Origin of the sequence: Serratia sp. CY84636, assembly GCF_052166245.1 — a bacterium.
GTDB classification, from domain to species: domain Bacteria; phylum Pseudomonadota; class Gammaproteobacteria; order Enterobacterales; family Enterobacteriaceae; genus Serratia; species Serratia nevei.
On record NZ_JBJNOX010000017.1, the window covers coordinates 1 to 16,619 of the forward strand.

The following is a 16,619-nucleotide window of genomic DNA, read 5'->3' on the forward strand; positions in this document are numbered from 1 at the left end:
CCTGAATTTCTTCCCCACATATCCCCATTGGGCTGGGCGCACATTCTACTGACTGGCGAATATCTTTGGCCCAAGGAACCGAAAGCTTAGGGTGTCATTTCGCCCTCAGCCGGAACCGACCCCCCTTACGGCATCGAGCTGGGCGACGCGCCCACCCCCTCCCTGCAAAGCCGGTTTTGGCGGGCTGTCAGACGATACCACCGCCGGAACAGTGGCCCGTCACAACGGCCCGGTTGAGCGGGCGGGCTGGCGCGTAGCGACGGGCCGGGCGTGATTTATCCGGGTGTTGGGGGGATGGCCGCGCAGCGGCCAGCACCCTTACAGGCACGATTGCGCCGTTGCTGGCAGAGGATGGCGAAGCCACCCCGAAGGGGCGGGGCCGCCGGAGGCGGGGCAAGTCCGGCGCAGGGCGTGGGGGCCAAGCGGAGCGCGGAGGGCAAAGCCCGGAGGCGTTAGGGATTGAAGCCCGAAGGGGCGAGACAGCTTGCCTGGCTCGATGCGCAGCACGAAAGCCCGGCCCGCAGGGAACGCCATAAGTGATTTTGGCTGTTAATTTTTAAATCCGTACTCACATTCGCCTTTATAAAAATAGAAAGGATGCCAGTGGTTTTTAAGTGTTTTGCGGTCTAATGTCAGATGTTCAATCGTATAGCAAGAACCATCATCCTGATCTATTCCTAAATTCACATAACCTATATGCTCATATGAAATTTTATCATTAATAAAATGCTTATAATAAACCGGATATTCCACCACTATATCAGGATGGTTTGCCCCCATAGTTTCATCACAAAAATCTAGTAATGCTGTTTCCATTTCGGAAAATGATTCATAACCACGAATTTCAAAAATCATCTTATTAAGTGAGTTTTCAAATCTAACTTTTGCCATTTATATAACTCCTTTTAATTTTTATTCTGATATGGTTTAGCCATTTCTTTAACCTGCTTCGCCAGCTCTGGCGGCAACCAGACTTGCACAAATTCTAACTGCTCATCTTCCGGGATAACTTCGTTAAAAATCGCAGTAACGCGCCTGATTGCAGCATTGACCGTTTGCTTTGATCGGTCGAACTCTTTAGCCACATCGACTTGTTTGCGACCGTCAACCAGTACGGCGTATGCCATATCGATCGTTACCTGGCTGCATGTGCGTAATGCCGGTGCAATACGCTGCCATTCTTCAGGGGAAATGCGTTCTACTGCCATTTTTTACCTCATTACGGCCCGGTTACGGGCCGATTTATTAAGTTATTACAAATACTTACATCATTCAAAACGGTATATCAGCGTCGAACGGAGGCGATTCGTTTCCTGCCGCTGTGCCGGTGGTTTGTGGCTGGCCGCTGAACTGCTGGCCCCCTTGCGGCTGATTACCAGTCTGAGAAGCGTTTTGTGAGCGCCCGCCTAACATCTGCATAGTACCGCCGACGTTAACCACAACCTCTGTGGTGTACTTCTCTACGCCCGCTTGATCAGTCCATTTACGAGTTCTGAGCTGGCCTTCAATGTACACCTGCGAGCCTTTACGCAGATATTCAACGGCGACTTCGGCCAGCTTGCCGAATAATACTACGCGATGCCATTCAGTCTGCTCTTTCATCTCGCCGGTTTGCTTGTCACGCCAGCTTTCAGACGTGGCTAACGTAATATTGGCAACCGCGCCGCCGTTCGGCATATAACGCACTTCAGGATCTTGGCCTAAATTGCCGACCAGAATTACTTTGTTAACACCTCTTGAAGCCATGATAATCACCTTTTTCGGGTTGATAAAAGCCCCGCGATCAAGCGGGGCGTTTGCCATTAAGCGGCTTTGAGTTCATTCATGCGCTCGCTGAGAATCCATAAAGCGCGGTTTAAAGAAGTATCCTTATCCATTCCGGTAACGGCGCGGGTACGGGTTGATTTGCCCTGCTTAGTTCTGGCACTCAAACCGCCACGGATGATGTTTTCCTGTACGCGGTTAAACGTCGTCCACAAATCATCTTTGCGATCTTCGAAACGACGCGCCTCAAGGAGCTGGCTCGCGGCGATTGGTGCGGGGCCGTCTTTCTCGTCATAACGCAGTGCTAACGCCGCGTCAGCGAAAATACGCTTTTCCAGCGCATTCAGTGTGACAGACTTCATAGCATCCATATGGTTTTCAACGTTATCGAACTGATCCAGCACTTCAAAAGCGCCCTCAATAACACGCTCGGTAACGTTGCCTTTGTGCGGGATACGAATATCAGCAACGGTATCACCGCAGACTAAACCGTTATGGCAGACGAAACGGAATACACCGGCCAGCATTTGATAGCTGCTGCTGCCATCATGAGAGTTAAGCAGGATGATTTCCTTCGCTTCAGTGCCGTTAATTTGCCCGGCATGACGCAGACGGATCATGTGCTTGGTGTGTTCGCGTTTATCCAGGTTACGAACGCGAGTCTGGCAAACCATGAATGGATGAAAACCGTTATCACGCAGACCATTTAATACTTCGCTGGTCGCAATGTAGGCGTAACGGTCGGAGCGGCTTTCATGCGCTTCAGTGGCAAAGATAGACGGGGCATAACGCATGATCTGATCATCGTTAAGAGGGCGGTCAGAACGCAGAATATTTGCAGAACGAAAACGGCTAGATAACATAATCATACTCCTTCGCTATTTACCCGGAGCGGTTGCCGCCGCTGGTTCCGGGCCGGTCAGCACCATTGCTAACCGATGAATACAGTATAGGTTTTCCCCTCCCATAAGTCAACTAAAAGTATCATTTTATTTTACTTTTGTTGTACTCTACGATATGAAAAAAGCCCGGTTTCCGGGCTTTGTTGGTACTCAATATGTTACGTGGACAATCACCGGCTCTGTGTTCTCTGCCTGTACACCGGCAGAACCGGCCCAATACTCATAGAATGAGCGGCGTTTATTGAGAGCATCAATTGCGTCCTGTTCGGAGCGGAAAGAGGCCAGGCTTGAACGCCCGACCATGATACGCCAGCGGCGACGATGGAATTTAATTTCCAGGGTAGGGGTGAAATCTTTTACTGACATAGTAGCCTCTGTACCTTCGCAGTTTACCCGGAGCGGTTGCCGCCGCTGTGTCCGGGCCGGGCGGCACTATTGCCGACCGCGTATAGATTTAACGGCTCTTAATCTCGCCGTTTCGGATCATCGTTTTCAGTTCTTCATGCTGTAGCAATAAGCCATGTTGCAACGTGGAATAGATATTCCCGACAAGCCAGCCATCCACACCCATAAAATCCTGTGCATCTTTGAGAATTAATAGCGGCTCGCAATCTTCGCCTTTTTCATAAACCCAAATGGTATACACCTCCCGGTTTACGGTGCTATCCACATCGGTAATTTCCTCAATATCAAAATGTTTTTTCAGCAGCGTGGTTAATTTCATTTTTCACCCCTTCGCAGTTTTCCCGGAGCGGTTGCCGCCGCTGGTTCCGGGCCGGTCAGCACCATTGCTAACCGTAAATAAAGTATAGGCTTTCCCCCTCTAAAAGTCAACTTTTAGTATCATTATATAGTACGAAAAAGATACTTAAATTTTGCACCGCTGCCGACAAATGAAAGGCAACTGCGCCGATCTCCACCTGGGCGGCGTGGTCAAATTGCCGGGCCTTACGGCATCGAGCTGGGCGACGCGCCCACTTCCTCCCTGCAAAGCCGGTTTTGGCGGGCTGTCAGACGATACCACCGCCGGAACAGTGGCCCGTCACAACGGCCCGGTTGAGCGGGCGGGCTGGCGCGTAGCGACGGGCCGGGCGTGATTTATCCGGGTGTTGGGGGGATGGCCGCGCAGCGGCCAGCACCCCTACAGGCACGATGACAACTGGATTACTGGCGTGATATTGGTTGAATGGCTCTGTATGGCTTTGTAAGAGGTTATCTTGGTTCGGGCTATACCTGAGTTAGTTTTTCTTGTTGAAGCAGCTCTATGGGGCTGTGAGGCGTTATTTGAGGGGGAAACATTGGCTGGATATGATTTTGTCTCCTTTGGATAGCCTGAACTGTTTAAATTTTTCCGTTCTCATCTCGATGATTGCTATCGTGGGATGTAGTGATGAATGCGCTGTGTCGCTGTTGGGCTGCATATCCTGAATACTCTGGATAACACCATCAGCACCGATGAACGCGGCTGTAAGTGGGGTTGGCGTATCTTTCATCCAGACCGCGCGGGGTTCTGCTGTTTTCCATGCGAGGATTAAGCCGGTGCTGTGATTTTCACCTGACATACCTTTCACCTGGTCAGCCTGTGTGACAGCCGCAGGTAACGTAATTAACTGACCATGTTCAAAGATCACCATGCAAGGTTCGGCGCTTGCCTGGTACGTGGTAGCCAGCAGGATGATACTGAATAGAGATTTCTTCATAATTCACCAAAATTTAAATATTGAGGTTAAATATAAGGCGCTATGAATCCTCTTTCAATATCACGCTGCTTTCGTCTATACTTCTTACAACGTCTAATCTGCTCCTTCGCAGGAAAGACAGAGGCCCATTACTTGCCGGTGATGGGCCTCATTCTTTTTATCCCCCCTGCATCAAACCTAATCGCTTACCTAAGAGATCGCAGCGCTCGCCGCAGTCTTTTGCTGAGGCGTACCGCAGCAACGCGAGGAACGAACAGCAAAAGCGAGGAAGCGCAAATGTGAGTTTATGACAGATAGCAATGACGCTCATTTGCTGAGTAGATAGTTATCCCCAGGGTTATTTTTAATAGATTTTTATATAATTTTTTCTTTTTAATAACCTTTTACCACTATGTAATACATTGATTTTTATAAATAAATAACACCTTCTTATGGGAATCAGCCCACCTTCTTATGGGAATCAGCCCACCTTTTTATGGGAATCAGCCCACCTTCTTATGGGAATCAGCCCACCTTCTTATGGGAATCAGCCCACCTTTTCATGTGATTTTGAAAAATAATTTACAAGATCCCTAAACGTGGTATTGTGGGGTATAAAAAATCACCCATAAAATGTGGATAACATGGATAAGATATTGAATAAAAAGGTTAATGTAAAACAGGCTAACGAATTGACTGAAGCCGCATATTATCTCTCTTTGAAGGCCAAGCGCATTCTGTGGCTGTGTCTTATGCAAACTTACTTCACCGCTTCATCCACTGATGATAGCGATAAACCTGATGTAGTATTGGGAGATGCTGTATTCAAAGTATCCGTTGCTGAATATGCAACCGTTTTCGGTGTGACACGGAATCAGGCTGTCAAAGATGTAAAAGATGGAATAATTGAATTAAGCCGTTCTTCAGTCATTTTTTACCCAAAAGAAGGTCGATATGATTGTGTTGCCAGACCCTGGCTTACTGAAGCTGGCAACCGTTCAGCAAGGGGGGTATGGGAAATAGAGTTTAACCATAAGCTACTTCCGTACATTTATGGACTTACCAGTCAGTTCACCACTTATTCATTGCATGATTGTGGAAGTCTACGAAATCCGCGCACAATAAGACTCTACGAAAGCCTCTGTCAGTTCAAATCAACTGGGCTTTGGATAACCAATCATGCTTGGCTCAATGAGCGGTTCGTGCTACCTGAGTCTCAACAGAAAAATTTAGCCGAATTGAGACGATCTTTTTTAGATCCAGCGCTAAAACAAATCAATGAAAAAACCCCCTTAAAAGCATCTTACTCTATTGATAGTAATGGTAAATTTATATTCAGTGTCATCAACAAGCCATTAGCTGCATAGCTGTATGAGCTGACACACCGGCAGCGCCCGGCGAACATGGGGTGATTCCCACACCGGCAGCGCCCGGCAAACATGGGGTGATTCCCATACCGGCAGCGCCCGGCGAACATGGGGTGATTCCCACACCGGCAGCGCCCGGCGAACGTGGGGTGATTCCCATACCGGCAGCGCCTGGCGAACATGGGGTGATTCCCATACCGGCGGCGCCCGGCAAACATGGGGTGATTCCCATACCGGCAGCGCTCGGCAAACATGGGGTAATTCTAACACCGGCAGCGCCCGGCGAACATGGGGGGATTCCCATACCGGCAGCGCTCGGCGAACATGGGGTGATTCCCACACCGGCAGCGCCCGGCAAACATGGGGTGATTCCCACACCGGCAGCGCCCGGCGAACATGGGGTGATTCCCATACCGGCAGCGCCCGGCAAACATGGGGTAATTCCCACACCGGCAGCGCCCGGCAAACATGGGGTGATTTCCATACCGGCAGCGCCCGGCAAACATGGGGTGATTTCCATACCGGCAGCGCCCGGTGAACATGGGGTGATTCCCACACCGGCAGCGCCCGGTCAATTATTCATCCTGTATATCGGATGAAATATGTCTATAAATCGTAGGTCGAGAAACTTTAAAACGGGCCGCGATTTCTTTTACTGTAATTTCTGGCGATTTAACAAGCGCGTTAATTTCTTTAATGTCCTGTGGAGATAGCTTTGGTTTTCTGCCTCCAATGCGTCCTTTCTTCTTTGCGGCTGCAAGCCCGGCCATTGTCCTTTCGTGGTTTCTGGCTACCTCGAAATTGGAAAAAATAGCGATGAGGGAATAGTACATTTCACCCATTGGGCTTTGTGTGTCTATGCGCTCTTTGAGGCTCTCAAAGTGAATACCTTTACTGCGTAGCTCATTCATGAGCTGCAAGAGCTGCAAGAGAGTGCCACCTAATCGATCTAGCGCCCATACTACCAGGGTGTCACCGGCGCGAAGCGCTTTCAGACAGTTTTCCAACTCTGGTGTACCTGTTTTCAGGCGCTTATTACCGCCCCTCGATACCTGCTCTGCATACCATTTTTCGCAGCCAGCTTTTTGTAAAGCCTCGATTTGATACTCAAGGGATGTGTCCTGCTCTTTGGTTGACTTTCTGGCGTAGCCTATTTTCATATGTCCTGCTTTTGTTACACCGTTTTTGTTACACATGATATTGTAACGAGTTTTGTTACACTGACAGCATCCATTTTTATATTTTTGGATAGGGTGGGGGCAGTGTAACAAAAATCATCGTTTGTGAGACACTTTCTGTATCAACAATGTTGACACGTTAAAGGGGGTGGCTCTACACTGGTTGTATCAACAATAATGATACAAGAGGTAATGAGTGTTTGGCCTTATGTTTCACATCATGTTTGGGATTGTTTTCATAGTGATGAGTGTGGCTTCTTTGGTTGGGCTTGTTTTACACGGCCATGAATACACGCCGGGACACTTTGGGAATATGACCGCAATGTGTATCGCATCGACTCTGGCGTGGGTTTGGGCGCTTTCAGCAGCGAAAGAAGCCTGGTACATCCTGAAGAGTCGCTAATTAGTTTTCTTTGTTTATTGAGAGGTATGTCATGACTCAAGTAATAATTAAAAAATGGGGGAATAGTCTATCTGTTCGCCTTCCTTCTGCGATTGTGAAAGCCGCTTCGTTAAACGTTGATGATGTAGTGGAGCTGTCAGTAAAGGACGGCGCAATTACTATCGTGCCCGTTAAAACGAAGGAGTATTCACTGGATGCTCTGATGGCCGGTGTTACTAACGAAAATATTCATGAGGAAATTTCTTTCGGCGCTCCTGTTGGGAAGGAATTGTTGTAATGAAAAAAGAGGATAGATCCTTTATTAGATGGGTCAGCCTTAGCAGTAGGATTTTTACTGCTGTCTTAGCTATCGGGGTGATGTGCTACGCTGCAATGGGAGTGTTAGGCTTAGTTAATAATCCAGTTCCATATTATTTTTCTGAATGGATTAACTGGATGCAACCTAAGTTAAAACTACCTGTTACTTATCATGATTCGAGCTTATACCTTGATAACGGAACTTACAGTATAGGTGATTATATTCTCTCGGTTGGTTATCTTTTCGTTATTTTTATGGCTCAATCGTATGCGGTTGCATATTTTCTTGGGCGGCTTAATCATACCTTAATCAGCAAGATAATAATGTATAAGGCAACTAAAGAATTTCACCAAAGATATTCAGGTATAAAAGCGGCTCATTTCGAAAGGTTATTGAGTGAAAATCTTACAGATACAGATCTAGAAGATGTAAGCCGCAAGCATTGGGAGAAGTGGCGGGAACATTACAAAAGTAATATGAGTTACGATGAGTGGAAGCAGAAATTCAAAAAGGTTCTTTAGGAGGCGTTATGCTGAATTTTTTGAAAAAACTTTATAGCTATCTAGAGTTTTTAGGTGCTCTTATTTGGGTTGGTGTTGGGTTGTATTCCATCTGGTTAGGGTTTAGTAAATTATTTAAAGATAACTCAATCTCTATTGGTGGTATTGAGGCTGTATCTCTGCTTGACACAACTCCGTTTGCAATAATGTTCATTTTTTGTGGAGTGCTTATAATTACATTTATATGGGTTGGGTATATCAGCAAGAGACTAAAAAATGAAGCGTGATTATATTCCTGATGCCGGTGATATTGTATGGATGGATTTTGATCCGCAAGCCGGGCATGAACAAGCGGGCCATCGACCAGCTTTGGTGTTAAGTCCTGCGGTATATAACGGAAGAATAGGGCTGTTGTTGTGCTGCCCTATGACAACAAAAATAAAAGGTTATCCATTCGAGGTGCGGAACGGAGAGGGGAGCGCTGTACTCGCTGACCAGGTGAAAAGTCTTGATTGGCGTGAACGGGGGGCAGTTAAGAAAGGAAAAGTGTCTGCTGCTGTGTTGGCTGAGGTCAGGTCTAAATTAAAAGTATTGATTGGATAGGTAATATTATGAGCAAGATAAGAAGTTTGAAGAATGGAAGAAAATAGAAACTATCACTATGGTATGAATGGTCGCGGCGAATAAAAAAAGCCCATTAACGGGCTTTTTATTTTTTATTTTACATTTCTCCATGCGGAGGCCGGGACTTTATCCCATAAAGTATTGTGAGTGATTTCGGCTCGCCGATGGTCTGAGGCGCTCATCATTGCATCCAGTTCTTTACCTGATAGCTTATCGCGTAAGCTATCAAATACTTTTTCAAGAGTGTCCAACGAGCTGCATCGACGGAAACGCATCAGATATTTTTTTTGTAGGTTTTCTTTGTCTTTTATTGATTCGATAAATTTCATTACGTCTGAATATAAAAATCTGTTATTTGATTTATGTGTCTCATGAGGCTGTGGAATAGTTTTGTTTTTAAATGTGCCAGTTGTCTTAATGGCGAAGATTAACTCACCTTCTGTTATTCCTAACATTTCAGCAAAAGTTTTTGCTTCTATAGTTACTGACTTCATTTAATTAACTCTCATGCTATCGGTTGTATTTTTATCCGCTTCCTCGACAATGATGTTCGTTCCTCGCGTTGCTGCGGTACGCCTCATCATTGTCTGCGGTGCGGTTGCGATGGTGAAGGAGCTGCCGGGCGTGAGCAAATCAATTAGGCGCTGGCCGCTGATAATCTCCATCCGATCACTGGCGAAGCTAACAGCTTTTGAAGCTGCGCCAGTTTTTCCGGTATGGCAAAACAAACCGCGACAGTTATGTCGTTTAAGCAACGTATCGAACTCCTGAACGTGCTGTAAAGCAATATGGCCGCGATAGCGTTTGGCCTGGATGAGATAACGATGTTTTCCGATTATTACCTGTCCGTCAATGCCTCCATCACCGGTATAGCGTTTATTTCTGATAGTTCTGAAGCCATGCGACTCAAACCCCTCCAGTAACAGTTCCTCAAAGGTGAAAGGGTCTATCTTCCTGAGATACGCGATCTTGTAGCCGAACGCCGGTAGGGTCTGAATTTTTGCGAGCACACGCCGGGCTTGTTGTTGCTTGCGTTTGTGTCTGCGTTTTCTGGCGGTGATCTTCCACCAATACAGGACGGCCAGAAAACCAAATGACACGGCCCACAATGCGATTACGTTAGGAGGGAAAAGGGAAAGTATATCCATGCTACCTGTACCATAAAAAACGGGGCCGAAGCCCCGAACGCGCGTTGTTAGCGGCGGTGATAAACCTGCCATGAAACTTCTGTAGGTTTGCCATTGACGATAACGCCATTGCTGGCACAAATGCGGCCAGCAATAACCGCTCCTTGTGAGTAGGGGTGGCCGTCAAGATAGCAAACCCCGATGGGACGCGATTTCTGTACTTCTCGCTGAAGTGCCTGTGTATCATTGCGCTGCTGGATTTGCAGATTGTACAGGTCTGTTTTTAGCGTATTAACCTGCTTTGATAATTGCTCTACCTGCGACTGACTAGCGCATCCTGATAATAAGAGAACTGTCGTAAAGAGAATGCTTTTAATCTTCATAAATTAACCTTTTACACGTCCGAACATAGATATAACTCTGTTTACAGCGGCTGTATTTTCTTGAGCGCCGGAGCATTCCATCAGGAACTGTTTACGAGCGTCAGATGTTTTGCCTGGGCGGAAACCGTGTTTGTTCTTCTTTACAATATTGAAAAAGTCAGCTATCGCCCCGGAGCAATCACTGTCGCCCACGCTGCCAAATTCCCCGCCAGATTTTGCTGCCATGCAAGCGAGCGTTTTGCAGGGATCTTTTGCATAACTGGCTATGGAGTAAGACGATGCCAGTATCACCACTGACGCTATTATTATCTTCCGCATTGTTATCACCCTTTTCTGGATAGATAGGATTTAAGCCTTATTAGGCCATTCAGTAGTTTGTCATGCCCGATACGCAGGGCGATTAGGCCGAAAAATATTGCTGCGGCATGGAATATTGATTGCGTATAATGCCAACCATTCCTATATTCCATAACCAGAAATAAAAGCGCAGCGATGATACCAGTCATCGCAAAGAATTTTAGGAGTTTTCCTAGAATAAATACGAGATAGATAAATATGTCGGTAGCTAATAACCCTAAATATATTAAGAGAAATCGCACCGACTGTTTAATAACGGTGAGTAACTTTATTTTATTAGCCCACCAAAATTGGGAGGTAGCAATTTTGCTCCGCTGCATCGCTTCTTTATCACGTTGCGCTCGGATAGCTTTAGCCCTTCTCTCCCTCTTTTTTCCGGTAGGGAAATCAATAATTTTACTCATCCGTCAGCTCCTTATTATCCGATCTCAAACTCCGAAAGCTCGCGGCCTTCATCAAGATATTTTTTTAGCCAGTCAGGGCGCTTTCCTCTCCCAACCCATGTGTTAAATGGATTGGCTGGATCTCGGTAGCGAGGCTCCCCTTTGGGACTTTTTTCTGACTGCAAGGGTACGAATATGATTTTTCTTTTAGGCACTGATGTTTCGCGCTCCTGCTCTGTTTTGTGCTTCTTTTCATCTTGTCTTGACATGTTCGAATTTACCTTTACTATACTAGTTAATCATTGAAATTGCAATTTCAAGGAAAAAAGAGATGAAGCAGGTTGTTGCCCTTTTCCCACTGTTGATTGCTGGTCTTTTGGATGCCACATCCGCAAATGCGGAACTGTCAGCGCCGGTTATGGCTCTGGCAAAACGTTGTGCGCCAGAAGTGCATCCTTTAACTATTGGGTACCTGGTTAGCCATGAATCGCGCAACAACCCATACGCGATAAACGTCAACGTTCCTAAAGGAACAAAATCACCGTTAGCCAGACAGCCGCGTACCCTAGATGAAGCTGTTAAAACGACAAAATGGCTAACGGCTCATGGTTATAACTTTGACGTAGGTTTAGGGCAAATCAACTCTGCGAATTTCCCAAAATTGAATGTTTCTGCCGCAGATTTGTTTAATGGTTGTAAAAATCTCGAAGCTGCTCAATACGTTCTTAATTATTGCTACCAGCTCGCAACAAAAGAATATGCGCCGGGGCAGTCAGCGTTGAGACACGCTTTATCTTGTTATAATACGGGTTCACTAACCGCCGGATTTACAAACGGTTATGTATCAAAGGTGGTTGCTCAAATTGGGCAATCAAAACCCGTAATCCCTGCTTTGAAAGCCGATGATGGCTCCACTGATGTGAAAAGTGTTGATACAGCTATAGATGCTGTGCCGGTAGATGCTGCTGATGGTGAAGAAAAACCAAAAGACGCCGGTATGACTGATGCCTTTGGTGGCTCGGATAAAGACGCTTTTGGTGCATCTGATGGTGACGCTTTCCGGCAGAAGTAGGGAGTAACAGGAGTCAGTTTAGATGCGCGTTTATCTCATTTTGTTGAAGCAGTTAGAAGAAGTATTCAATCAAAACAAAGTTGTTCGGATCGCAATTCAACGGATGGATAAAAAGAAATGGATACCGCTTTTTGATGTGAAAAATAGTGAAGGGGGCGTAATCACTTGCTCTCTGCGAGTTCAGTCTGGAGAGGGGGTTAGAACGTGGGCCGATCTGCGGATACTGGCCGACATGCTGAGAGACGATTTTAATGCAAGAGAAGTGGGGCTTTTCCTGGATGAGCCTGATTTTATTTTTCCTGATGATGGAGTGTTAGAAAAAGATGAATACAGCGATTAAACGTTTTTTCCCGGTGGCAATGTTCATGATGGTTGCTCTGTGTGTTCCTGAGCTGGCGCTGGCCGCCGGTGCAGATACCGGTGAATCATCCATGAATTCCGTTAACTCCTGGTTAATGACGTGGATTCCGGTTGCGGCCACTGTTCTTATCATCGTGAGTGCTATCGCATGGATCGCTCATATGCTCCCGGCGAGCTGGGCGGTTCGTATTGTTGTCGGTCTGATTGTTGTCGGTTCCGCGTCTTATCTTGTTGGCCTGTTCGGGCTGAGTTAAGAAAGTTCGCCGGGGGGTTATCCCCCGGCCCGTATCTGACGGGAGGAAACGATGAATTTATCCGGTAAATATCCGTTATTTAAAGGCGCTACGCGACTGCCGACATTTGCCGGTGTTCCGCGAACAGTAATTATTGCCACCTTCATATTTTGTGCGACGTTATTTATGACGATCCACCTTTGGGCCTTAGTTCTTTTTGGCTTGCTGTGGTTTATTGAGTTTTGTATCAGCAAGCATGATGACCGCATGTTTCGTATTATATGGCTGGCTATCATGACGAAAGGGCTAAATATGATTAACTCCCCATTTACTAAACTGTGGGGCGGCTCTAGTTACTCACCTACTGATTATGGAGATAAAAAATAATGGCCGTAGCGGAAATGAAAAAAAGGGGGGTGAAAGATTTCAAAAAAGAACCTTCCTCTTTGAAATATATTCCTTACTCCTACCATGTCACGCCCCATGTTATCAGTACGGTAAATGGGGAATACCTTTCTATATTTAAAATCCGTGGGCGAACCCATGACTGTGCTTCTGATGCCGAGCTAATTAAGTGGCACGCGGATTTGAATCAGCTTTTAAAAGGGATTGGTAGTGAGCATGTAAAATTATGGACTCACTTACACCACCGCGAAATTAATAATTATCCTGACACGCATTACAATATGACGTTCCCACGCATGGTGAATGAATATTATCGTGATCAGTTTGATGATACCCCAATGATGGTAAATGACCTGTACCTGACGGTTGTTTATAACCCTGTTGGGGATGCCGCTCAAAAGATGCTGGCAAAGTTTGATAAGCCATCGGCTAGCGAGCTGCGCGAAATGCAGGCTGATGCTATTGGTGCGCTGGAAGATATTTGTGAACAGGTCATGAACTCGCTGCGTCCTTATGGCATTGACCGTTTAGGCTACTACTTCCGCGACAAACGGGGGAATGTCATTCCTGAGCAGAAAAAGGATGATGCAGAAGATGATGAGGACATTATCGATCTGCGTGAAGATTTGCTGGCCGATGTGGAATATCAGGACGTTCAGGAAGATAAAGAAGTCTTTAGTGGTACTCAACACACCTATTCTAAAGCGCTGGAGTGGCTCTATTACCTCGTTAATGGTGAGTGGGCACCAGTGCCGGTTTGTCGTGGCCGAATCCGTGAATATTTGGCTACTACCCGCCCAATATCTTCATTTTGGGGGGATGGTATCGAGATTCGCGGTACTGACGAACGCCGCTATACGTCTGCCGTTGAAATCCGGGATTACGATTCCGATACTGAGCCTGGTCAGATCAATATCCTGATGGAAGCACCGTTTGAGTTTGTGTTAACGCAAACGTATTGCTGTATGTCCCAGCAAGCGGCAAGAACTTACCTCACTAACCAACAAAAAGCTCTGCTGGAAACAGGCGATCCATCCTTTACGCAGATAAACCAGATGAGTGACGCCGTTGATGGCGTTGTTTCACGTACCTTTATCATGGGCTGGCATCACCTTACGGTACACACCTTTGGCAAGACGCTTAAAGAGGCCCGTTCAAACGCCGGTGTTGCCAGAAATATGCTGAACAACTGCGGGCTGATTGCCAGCCAGGTAGGGTTAGCTTCAGAAGCGGCATATTATGCAAAACTTCCGGCTAATCAACACCTGTCGCCACGACCTTGCCCGCTGAATAGCTGGAATTTTCTTTGCTTCTCCCCCTTCCATAATTTTATGTCCGGGAAAGCAAATAATAACCCGTGGGGGCCAGCGCTGACGCTGTTCAAAACGGTGGCAAATACGCCGCTGTATATGAACTTGCATGTAACGCCAGAAGATGAAATGTCTTTCGGTAAGCGACCGCTGGCGCATACGTTAATGCTTGGGCGTTCGGGGGCAGGTAAAACTACGCTGCTTAACTTCCTGCTGACGCAAGCGATGAAGTATAACCCGCGCATTTTTGCCTTTGACCGCGATCAGGGCATGATGCCGATGATTAAAGCGTTACACGGTCACTACACGGTTCTGAAAGAGGGCGTTGCTTCCGGGTGGGCACCTCTACAGATGCCTGGCACCAAAGTTAACATTGCATTTTGTAAGCGCCTGATGCGCCTGTGCGCTGAAATTACCAAAGGCAGCGTACTCGATGCTGATCAGGTTAATGACCTTAACCGCGCCGTCGATGCTTTGATGGATGAGAACTCCCTCATTCCGACAGATTTACGCACCGTGGATATGTTAATTCAGCAGATGCCGAATCCATATCAAACAGCGGGCAGTAAACAAACACTGGCGTCATTGCTTGTTCCGTGGACTCGCGGCCATGAAAACGGTTGGTTGTTCGATAACGATTCAGATTCACTGAATCTTGGTGAATACGATATTTACGGCTTTGACCTGACAGATTTCATTGTTGCAGATAATGAGATCCCCCCTGCAACACGTACTCCGCTCCTGATGTATCTCAATTTCCGTGTGCGTCAGTCTATTGATGGCCGTCGCCGTGTGATTCAGGTATTCGATGAGTTTCACCAGTACCTTGACGATCCAATTATGAGTGTGGAGGTCAAACGTGGCCTTAAAACAGACCGTAAGAAAGATGCGGTTTACGTATTCTCCACGCAAGAGCCGAACGATGCGCTGGATAGCTCCATCGGTAAAACCATCATGCAGCAGTGCGTAACGAAAATTCTTCTGGAAAACCCGGATGCGGATTATGAGGACTACGTTACTCGCCTCAAATTGACACCGGCAGAGTTTGACGCGCTGCTGTCTATTCCTGAGAACTCCCGCCAGTTCCTGGTGAAACAAGGCAGCCAAAGCGCGATGGCGCAATTCAACCTGGCCCCGCGCGTTAAGACGCCGGAGAACTTCAGGAAGCTGGATAAGATCCTTAGCATCCTGTCAGGGGAAACCCAAAACGCCGAAACACTGGCGAAAATTATTGAGCAAATTGGGGATGATAACCCTGATAAATGGCTCGAACCCTACTGGAAATCTGTACTCGCAGCGTGAGGTAACGACATGAAAAAGACACTTGCAAGCCTTGTTTTAGCTCTGGCTATTTCGCCGGTTGCAGTTAATGCGCAACTGGTAGTTAACGATCCTGAAAATCTGGCCCAGGCGCTTGAGCAGGTCACATTAATGACGCAGCAAATTGAACAGCTCAAATCTCAATTGCTGAAGCAGGAGCAAACGCTGGCTTCCTTAACCGGCAGTTCTGGTATCGGTAATTTGCTGAATGACGATATTAGTACGCTGAAAGGCAATTTACCGTCTGACTGGACGCAGGTATACAGCGACGCCATGAACAGCAGTTCAGGTATCACTTCATCTGCTCAATCCATGCTGAAGGAATTTCAGTCGCAGATTGACGGTATGAACCGTTCCGAAGCGATGAGTTTCATTAAGCAGAAGTTGGCGGAGAAAGGGGCGTATGACCGTGTGATGGCGCAGAACGCTTACAACAATGAAATGGCGGAGCTGAATAACATTCAGGAGCTGACCAATCAGATTGATTCAACCACAGACATGAAACAAATCGCTGACCTTCAGGCGCGTATCCAGACCGCGCAAGGTGCTATTCAGGGGGAGCAAACGAAGCTGCAACTGATGGCGATGCTGCAAACCTCGCAAGACAAGATTTTGCAGGAACAAAAACAATACGCCCAGAAGCGCTTTGTCCTCGGCGCTGACGGTGAAGATCTTTCCATGCCTAACGTAACGGAATAAACCATGAAAAAACTGATTTTACCTTTAGCTCTTTTCCTGCTGGCCGGTTGTGATTCTGAACATCCTGTTTCCTGGTACAAGGAACACGATCAGGAGCGTAAAGCGATGGTGGAAAAATGCCGTGATGATGCGGCGCTCAAAGTGAAGCCGGATTGTCAGAACGCGCTGGAAGCAGAGAAAGATTTGAAAGTGTTTGGCAAAAATGATGATGGCCTCTCAATGCCAAAAGTCACGCCCTGATTAGGGTAGGGGGAA

At 46.9% G+C, this 16,619-nt stretch carries 26 protein-coding genes; 12 read left to right on the forward strand and 14 right to left on the reverse strand.

All coding sequences use genetic code 11. The features are described 5' to 3' along the window. Positions 1–549 precede the first annotated feature (549 nt). From ACJ8QI_RS24140 to ACJ8QI_RS24170, 7 genes are all read right to left on the reverse strand, one after another. Positions 550–891, reverse strand: a complete 342-nt coding sequence (locus tag ACJ8QI_RS24140; protein ID WP_021536824.1) for a hypothetical protein — start codon at positions 889–891, stop codon at positions 550–552. 14 nt (positions 892–905) lie between these two features. Next, on the reverse strand, positions 906–1,208 hold the full coding sequence (locus ACJ8QI_RS24145) for a TrfB-related DNA-binding protein (RefSeq protein ID WP_000257688.1): 303 nt from the start codon (positions 1,206–1,208) through the stop codon (positions 906–908). Positions 1,209–1,272: 64 nt separating this feature from the next. Continuing rightward, positions 1,273–1,746 carry a single-stranded DNA-binding protein gene (locus ACJ8QI_RS24150; protein WP_033544285.1) on the reverse strand — a complete coding sequence of 158 codons (474 nt, stop codon included), beginning with the start codon at positions 1,744–1,746 and terminating at the stop codon, positions 1,273–1,275. Between the two features lie 56 nt (positions 1,747–1,802). Next, positions 1,803–2,630 carry a DUF932 domain-containing protein gene (locus ACJ8QI_RS24155; protein ID WP_024147850.1) on the reverse strand — a complete coding sequence of 276 codons (828 nt, stop codon included), beginning with the start codon at positions 2,628–2,630 and terminating at the stop codon, positions 1,803–1,805. Between the two features lie 186 nt (positions 2,631–2,816). Then, complete coding sequence (locus tag ACJ8QI_RS24160; RefSeq protein ID WP_000111575.1) at positions 2,817–3,032, reverse strand: hypothetical protein; 216 nt, start codon at positions 3,030–3,032, stop codon at positions 2,817–2,819. Positions 3,033–3,120: 88 nt separating this feature from the next. After that, a complete protein-coding gene (locus ACJ8QI_RS24165; RefSeq protein WP_000779465.1) occupies positions 3,121–3,390 on the reverse strand; it encodes a hypothetical protein in 270 nt (89 codons plus the stop codon). Between the two features lie 556 nt (positions 3,391–3,946). Then, entirely contained in the window at positions 3,947–4,366 is a 420-nt protein-coding gene (locus tag ACJ8QI_RS24170; protein ID WP_023223508.1) for a DUF192 domain-containing protein, read from the reverse strand. Positions 4,367–4,989: 623 nt separating this feature from the next. On the opposite strand from ACJ8QI_RS24170, the gene ACJ8QI_RS24175 reads away from it, so the two are divergent. Next, positions 4,990–5,712, forward strand: coding sequence for a replication initiation protein (locus ACJ8QI_RS24175; RefSeq protein ID WP_442533184.1), 723 nt, complete (start codon positions 4,990–4,992; stop codon positions 5,710–5,712). A gap of 575 nt (positions 5,713–6,287) precedes the next feature. Here the strand turns inward: ACJ8QI_RS24175 and ACJ8QI_RS24180 are convergent. Continuing rightward, positions 6,288–6,872, reverse strand: coding sequence for a recombinase family protein (locus ACJ8QI_RS24180; RefSeq protein WP_033544574.1), 585 nt, complete (start codon positions 6,870–6,872; stop codon positions 6,288–6,290). Between the two features lie 452 nt (positions 6,873–7,324). On the opposite strand from ACJ8QI_RS24180, the gene ACJ8QI_RS24185 reads away from it, so the two are divergent. The 4 genes from ACJ8QI_RS24185 to mazF are packed head-to-tail and all read left to right on the forward strand — an operon-like array spanning position 7,325 to position 8,694. After that, entirely contained in the window at positions 7,325–7,570 is a 246-nt protein-coding gene (locus tag ACJ8QI_RS24185) for an AbrB/MazE/SpoVT family DNA-binding domain-containing protein (RefSeq protein ID WP_033544576.1), read from the forward strand. Then, the gene (locus tag ACJ8QI_RS24190; RefSeq protein ID WP_442533185.1) at positions 7,570–8,112 is read left to right on the forward strand and encodes a hypothetical protein; all 543 of its coding nucleotides are present in this window, start codon (positions 7,570–7,572) and stop codon (positions 8,110–8,112) included. The genes ACJ8QI_RS24185 and ACJ8QI_RS24190 overlap by 1 nt, the downstream gene beginning before the upstream one ends. Beyond that, the gene (locus ACJ8QI_RS24195; protein ID WP_226426392.1) at positions 8,082–8,378 is read left to right on the forward strand and encodes a hypothetical protein; all 297 of its coding nucleotides are present in this window, start codon (positions 8,082–8,084) and stop codon (positions 8,376–8,378) included. Before ACJ8QI_RS24190 ends, ACJ8QI_RS24195 begins: the two co-directional genes overlap by 31 nt. Then, on the forward strand, positions 8,368–8,694 hold the full coding sequence (gene mazF / locus ACJ8QI_RS24200) for an endoribonuclease MazF (protein ID WP_000817647.1): 327 nt from the start codon (positions 8,368–8,370) through the stop codon (positions 8,692–8,694). Before ACJ8QI_RS24195 ends, mazF begins: the two co-directional genes overlap by 11 nt. A 113-nt stretch (positions 8,695–8,807) precedes the next feature. On the opposite strand, the gene ACJ8QI_RS24205 is transcribed toward mazF, so the two are convergent. The 6 genes from ACJ8QI_RS24205 to ACJ8QI_RS24230 form a co-directional block, all read right to left on the reverse strand. Then, complete coding sequence (locus ACJ8QI_RS24205; RefSeq protein WP_306415735.1) at positions 8,808–9,209, reverse strand: Hha/YmoA family nucleoid-associated regulatory protein; 402 nt, start codon at positions 9,207–9,209, stop codon at positions 8,808–8,810. After that, positions 9,210–9,863, reverse strand: coding sequence for a restriction endonuclease (locus ACJ8QI_RS24210; protein ID WP_228264559.1), 654 nt, complete (start codon positions 9,861–9,863; stop codon positions 9,210–9,212). Between the two features lie 47 nt (positions 9,864–9,910). Further along, positions 9,911–10,225, reverse strand: coding sequence for a hypothetical protein (locus ACJ8QI_RS24215; protein ID WP_033544579.1), 315 nt, complete (start codon positions 10,223–10,225; stop codon positions 9,911–9,913). A gap of 3 nt (positions 10,226–10,228) precedes the next feature. Then, entirely contained in the window at positions 10,229–10,450 is a 222-nt protein-coding gene (locus tag ACJ8QI_RS24220; RefSeq protein ID WP_226426390.1) for a TrbM/KikA/MpfK family conjugal transfer protein, read from the reverse strand. 98 nt (positions 10,451–10,548) lie between these two features. After that, positions 10,549–10,986 (reverse strand): hypothetical protein, encoded by a 438-nt coding sequence (locus ACJ8QI_RS24225; protein WP_033544581.1) that lies wholly within the window; start codon positions 10,984–10,986, stop codon positions 10,549–10,551. Between the two features lie 14 nt (positions 10,987–11,000). Next, positions 11,001–11,234 (reverse strand): H-NS histone family protein, encoded by a 234-nt coding sequence (locus tag ACJ8QI_RS24230; RefSeq protein WP_033544582.1) that lies wholly within the window; start codon positions 11,232–11,234, stop codon positions 11,001–11,003. A 62-nt stretch (positions 11,235–11,296) separates the two neighbouring features. Between ACJ8QI_RS24230 and ACJ8QI_RS24235 the strand changes: the two genes are divergently transcribed. The 7 genes from ACJ8QI_RS24235 to ACJ8QI_RS24265 are packed head-to-tail and all read left to right on the forward strand — an operon-like array spanning position 11,297 to position 16,604. Continuing rightward, complete coding sequence (locus tag ACJ8QI_RS24235; protein WP_033544583.1) at positions 11,297–12,037, forward strand: lytic transglycosylase domain-containing protein; 741 nt, start codon at positions 11,297–11,299, stop codon at positions 12,035–12,037. 22 nt (positions 12,038–12,059) lie between these two features. Continuing rightward, positions 12,060–12,377 carry a hypothetical protein gene (locus ACJ8QI_RS24240; RefSeq protein WP_050008675.1) on the forward strand — a complete coding sequence of 106 codons (318 nt, stop codon included), beginning with the start codon at positions 12,060–12,062 and terminating at the stop codon, positions 12,375–12,377. Continuing rightward, entirely contained in the window at positions 12,361–12,651 is a 291-nt protein-coding gene (locus ACJ8QI_RS24245; protein WP_033544584.1) for a TrbC/VirB2 family protein, read from the forward strand. Before ACJ8QI_RS24240 ends, ACJ8QI_RS24245 begins: the two co-directional genes overlap by 17 nt. Before the next feature lie 51 nt (positions 12,652–12,702). Further along, positions 12,703–13,017, forward strand: coding sequence for a type IV secretion system protein VirB3 (locus tag ACJ8QI_RS24250; protein ID WP_033544585.1), 315 nt, complete (start codon positions 12,703–12,705; stop codon positions 13,015–13,017). Further along, positions 13,017–15,647, forward strand: coding sequence for a VirB4 family type IV secretion/conjugal transfer ATPase (locus tag ACJ8QI_RS24255; RefSeq protein WP_033544586.1), 2,631 nt, complete (start codon positions 13,017–13,019; stop codon positions 15,645–15,647). The genes ACJ8QI_RS24250 and ACJ8QI_RS24255 overlap by 1 nt, the downstream gene beginning before the upstream one ends. 9 nt (positions 15,648–15,656) lie before the next feature. Beyond that, positions 15,657–16,364 carry a type IV secretion system protein gene (locus ACJ8QI_RS24260; protein ID WP_110437886.1) on the forward strand — a complete coding sequence of 236 codons (708 nt, stop codon included), beginning with the start codon at positions 15,657–15,659 and terminating at the stop codon, positions 16,362–16,364. Positions 16,365–16,367: 3 nt separating this feature from the next. Continuing rightward, positions 16,368–16,604, forward strand: a complete 237-nt coding sequence (locus ACJ8QI_RS24265) for an EexN family lipoprotein (protein WP_033544588.1) — start codon at positions 16,368–16,370, stop codon at positions 16,602–16,604. Positions 16,605–16,619 lie beyond the last annotated feature (15 nt).

What these genes read in the sequence shown, in the direction of transcription:
- ACJ8QI_RS24255 (WP_033544586.1), top strand. Translation starts at nt 13,017, where the DNA reads ATGGCCGTAGCGGAAATGAAAAAAAGGGGGGTGAAAGATTTCAAAAAA.
- ACJ8QI_RS24230 (WP_033544582.1), bottom strand. Translation starts at nt 11,234, where the DNA reads ATGTCAAGACAAGATGAAAAGAAGCACAAAACAGAGCAGGAGCGCGAA.
- ACJ8QI_RS24220 (WP_226426390.1), bottom strand. Translation starts at nt 10,450, where the DNA reads ATGGCAGCAAAATCTGGCGGGGAATTTGGCAGCGTGGGCGACAGTGAT.
- mazF (WP_000817647.1), top strand. Translation starts at nt 8,368, where the DNA reads ATGAAGCGTGATTATATTCCTGATGCCGGTGATATTGTATGGATGGAT.
- ACJ8QI_RS24240 (WP_050008675.1), top strand. Translation starts at nt 12,060, where the DNA reads ATGCGCGTTTATCTCATTTTGTTGAAGCAGTTAGAAGAAGTATTCAAT.
- ACJ8QI_RS24210 (WP_228264559.1), bottom strand. Translation starts at nt 9,863, where the DNA reads ATGGATATACTTTCCCTTTTCCCTCCTAACGTAATCGCATTGTGGGCC.
- ACJ8QI_RS24260 (WP_110437886.1), top strand. Translation starts at nt 15,657, where the DNA reads ATGAAAAAGACACTTGCAAGCCTTGTTTTAGCTCTGGCTATTTCGCCG.
- ACJ8QI_RS24180 (WP_033544574.1), bottom strand. Translation starts at nt 6,872, where the DNA reads ATGAAAATAGGCTACGCCAGAAAGTCAACCAAAGAGCAGGACACATCC.
- ACJ8QI_RS24170 (WP_023223508.1), bottom strand. Translation starts at nt 4,366, where the DNA reads ATGAAGAAATCTCTATTCAGTATCATCCTGCTGGCTACCACGTACCAG.
- ACJ8QI_RS24215 (WP_033544579.1), bottom strand. Translation starts at nt 10,225, where the DNA reads ATGAAGATTAAAAGCATTCTCTTTACGACAGTTCTCTTATTATCAGGA.
- ACJ8QI_RS24245 (WP_033544584.1), top strand. Translation starts at nt 12,361, where the DNA reads ATGAATACAGCGATTAAACGTTTTTTCCCGGTGGCAATGTTCATGATG.
- ACJ8QI_RS24250 (WP_033544585.1), top strand. Translation starts at nt 12,703, where the DNA reads ATGAATTTATCCGGTAAATATCCGTTATTTAAAGGCGCTACGCGACTG.
- ACJ8QI_RS24190 (WP_442533185.1), top strand. Translation starts at nt 7,570, where the DNA reads ATGAAAAAAGAGGATAGATCCTTTATTAGATGGGTCAGCCTTAGCAGT.
- ACJ8QI_RS24160 (WP_000111575.1), bottom strand. Translation starts at nt 3,032, where the DNA reads ATGTCAGTAAAAGATTTCACCCCTACCCTGGAAATTAAATTCCATCGT.
- ACJ8QI_RS24140 (WP_021536824.1), bottom strand. Translation starts at nt 891, where the DNA reads ATGGCAAAAGTTAGATTTGAAAACTCACTTAATAAGATGATTTTTGAA.
- ACJ8QI_RS24165 (WP_000779465.1), bottom strand. Translation starts at nt 3,390, where the DNA reads ATGAAATTAACCACGCTGCTGAAAAAACATTTTGATATTGAGGAAATT.
- ACJ8QI_RS24145 (WP_000257688.1), bottom strand. Translation starts at nt 1,208, where the DNA reads ATGGCAGTAGAACGCATTTCCCCTGAAGAATGGCAGCGTATTGCACCG.
- ACJ8QI_RS24265 (WP_033544588.1), top strand. Translation starts at nt 16,368, where the DNA reads ATGAAAAAACTGATTTTACCTTTAGCTCTTTTCCTGCTGGCCGGTTGT.
- ACJ8QI_RS24235 (WP_033544583.1), top strand. Translation starts at nt 11,297, where the DNA reads ATGAAGCAGGTTGTTGCCCTTTTCCCACTGTTGATTGCTGGTCTTTTG.
- ACJ8QI_RS24175 (WP_442533184.1), top strand. Translation starts at nt 4,990, where the DNA reads ATGGATAAGATATTGAATAAAAAGGTTAATGTAAAACAGGCTAACGAA.
- ACJ8QI_RS24185 (WP_033544576.1), top strand. Translation starts at nt 7,325, where the DNA reads ATGACTCAAGTAATAATTAAAAAATGGGGGAATAGTCTATCTGTTCGC.
- ACJ8QI_RS24150 (WP_033544285.1), bottom strand. Translation starts at nt 1,746, where the DNA reads ATGGCTTCAAGAGGTGTTAACAAAGTAATTCTGGTCGGCAATTTAGGC.
- ACJ8QI_RS24205 (WP_306415735.1), bottom strand. Translation starts at nt 9,209, where the DNA reads ATGAAGTCAGTAACTATAGAAGCAAAAACTTTTGCTGAAATGTTAGGA.
- ACJ8QI_RS24225 (WP_033544581.1), bottom strand. Translation starts at nt 10,986, where the DNA reads ATGAGTAAAATTATTGATTTCCCTACCGGAAAAAAGAGGGAGAGAAGG.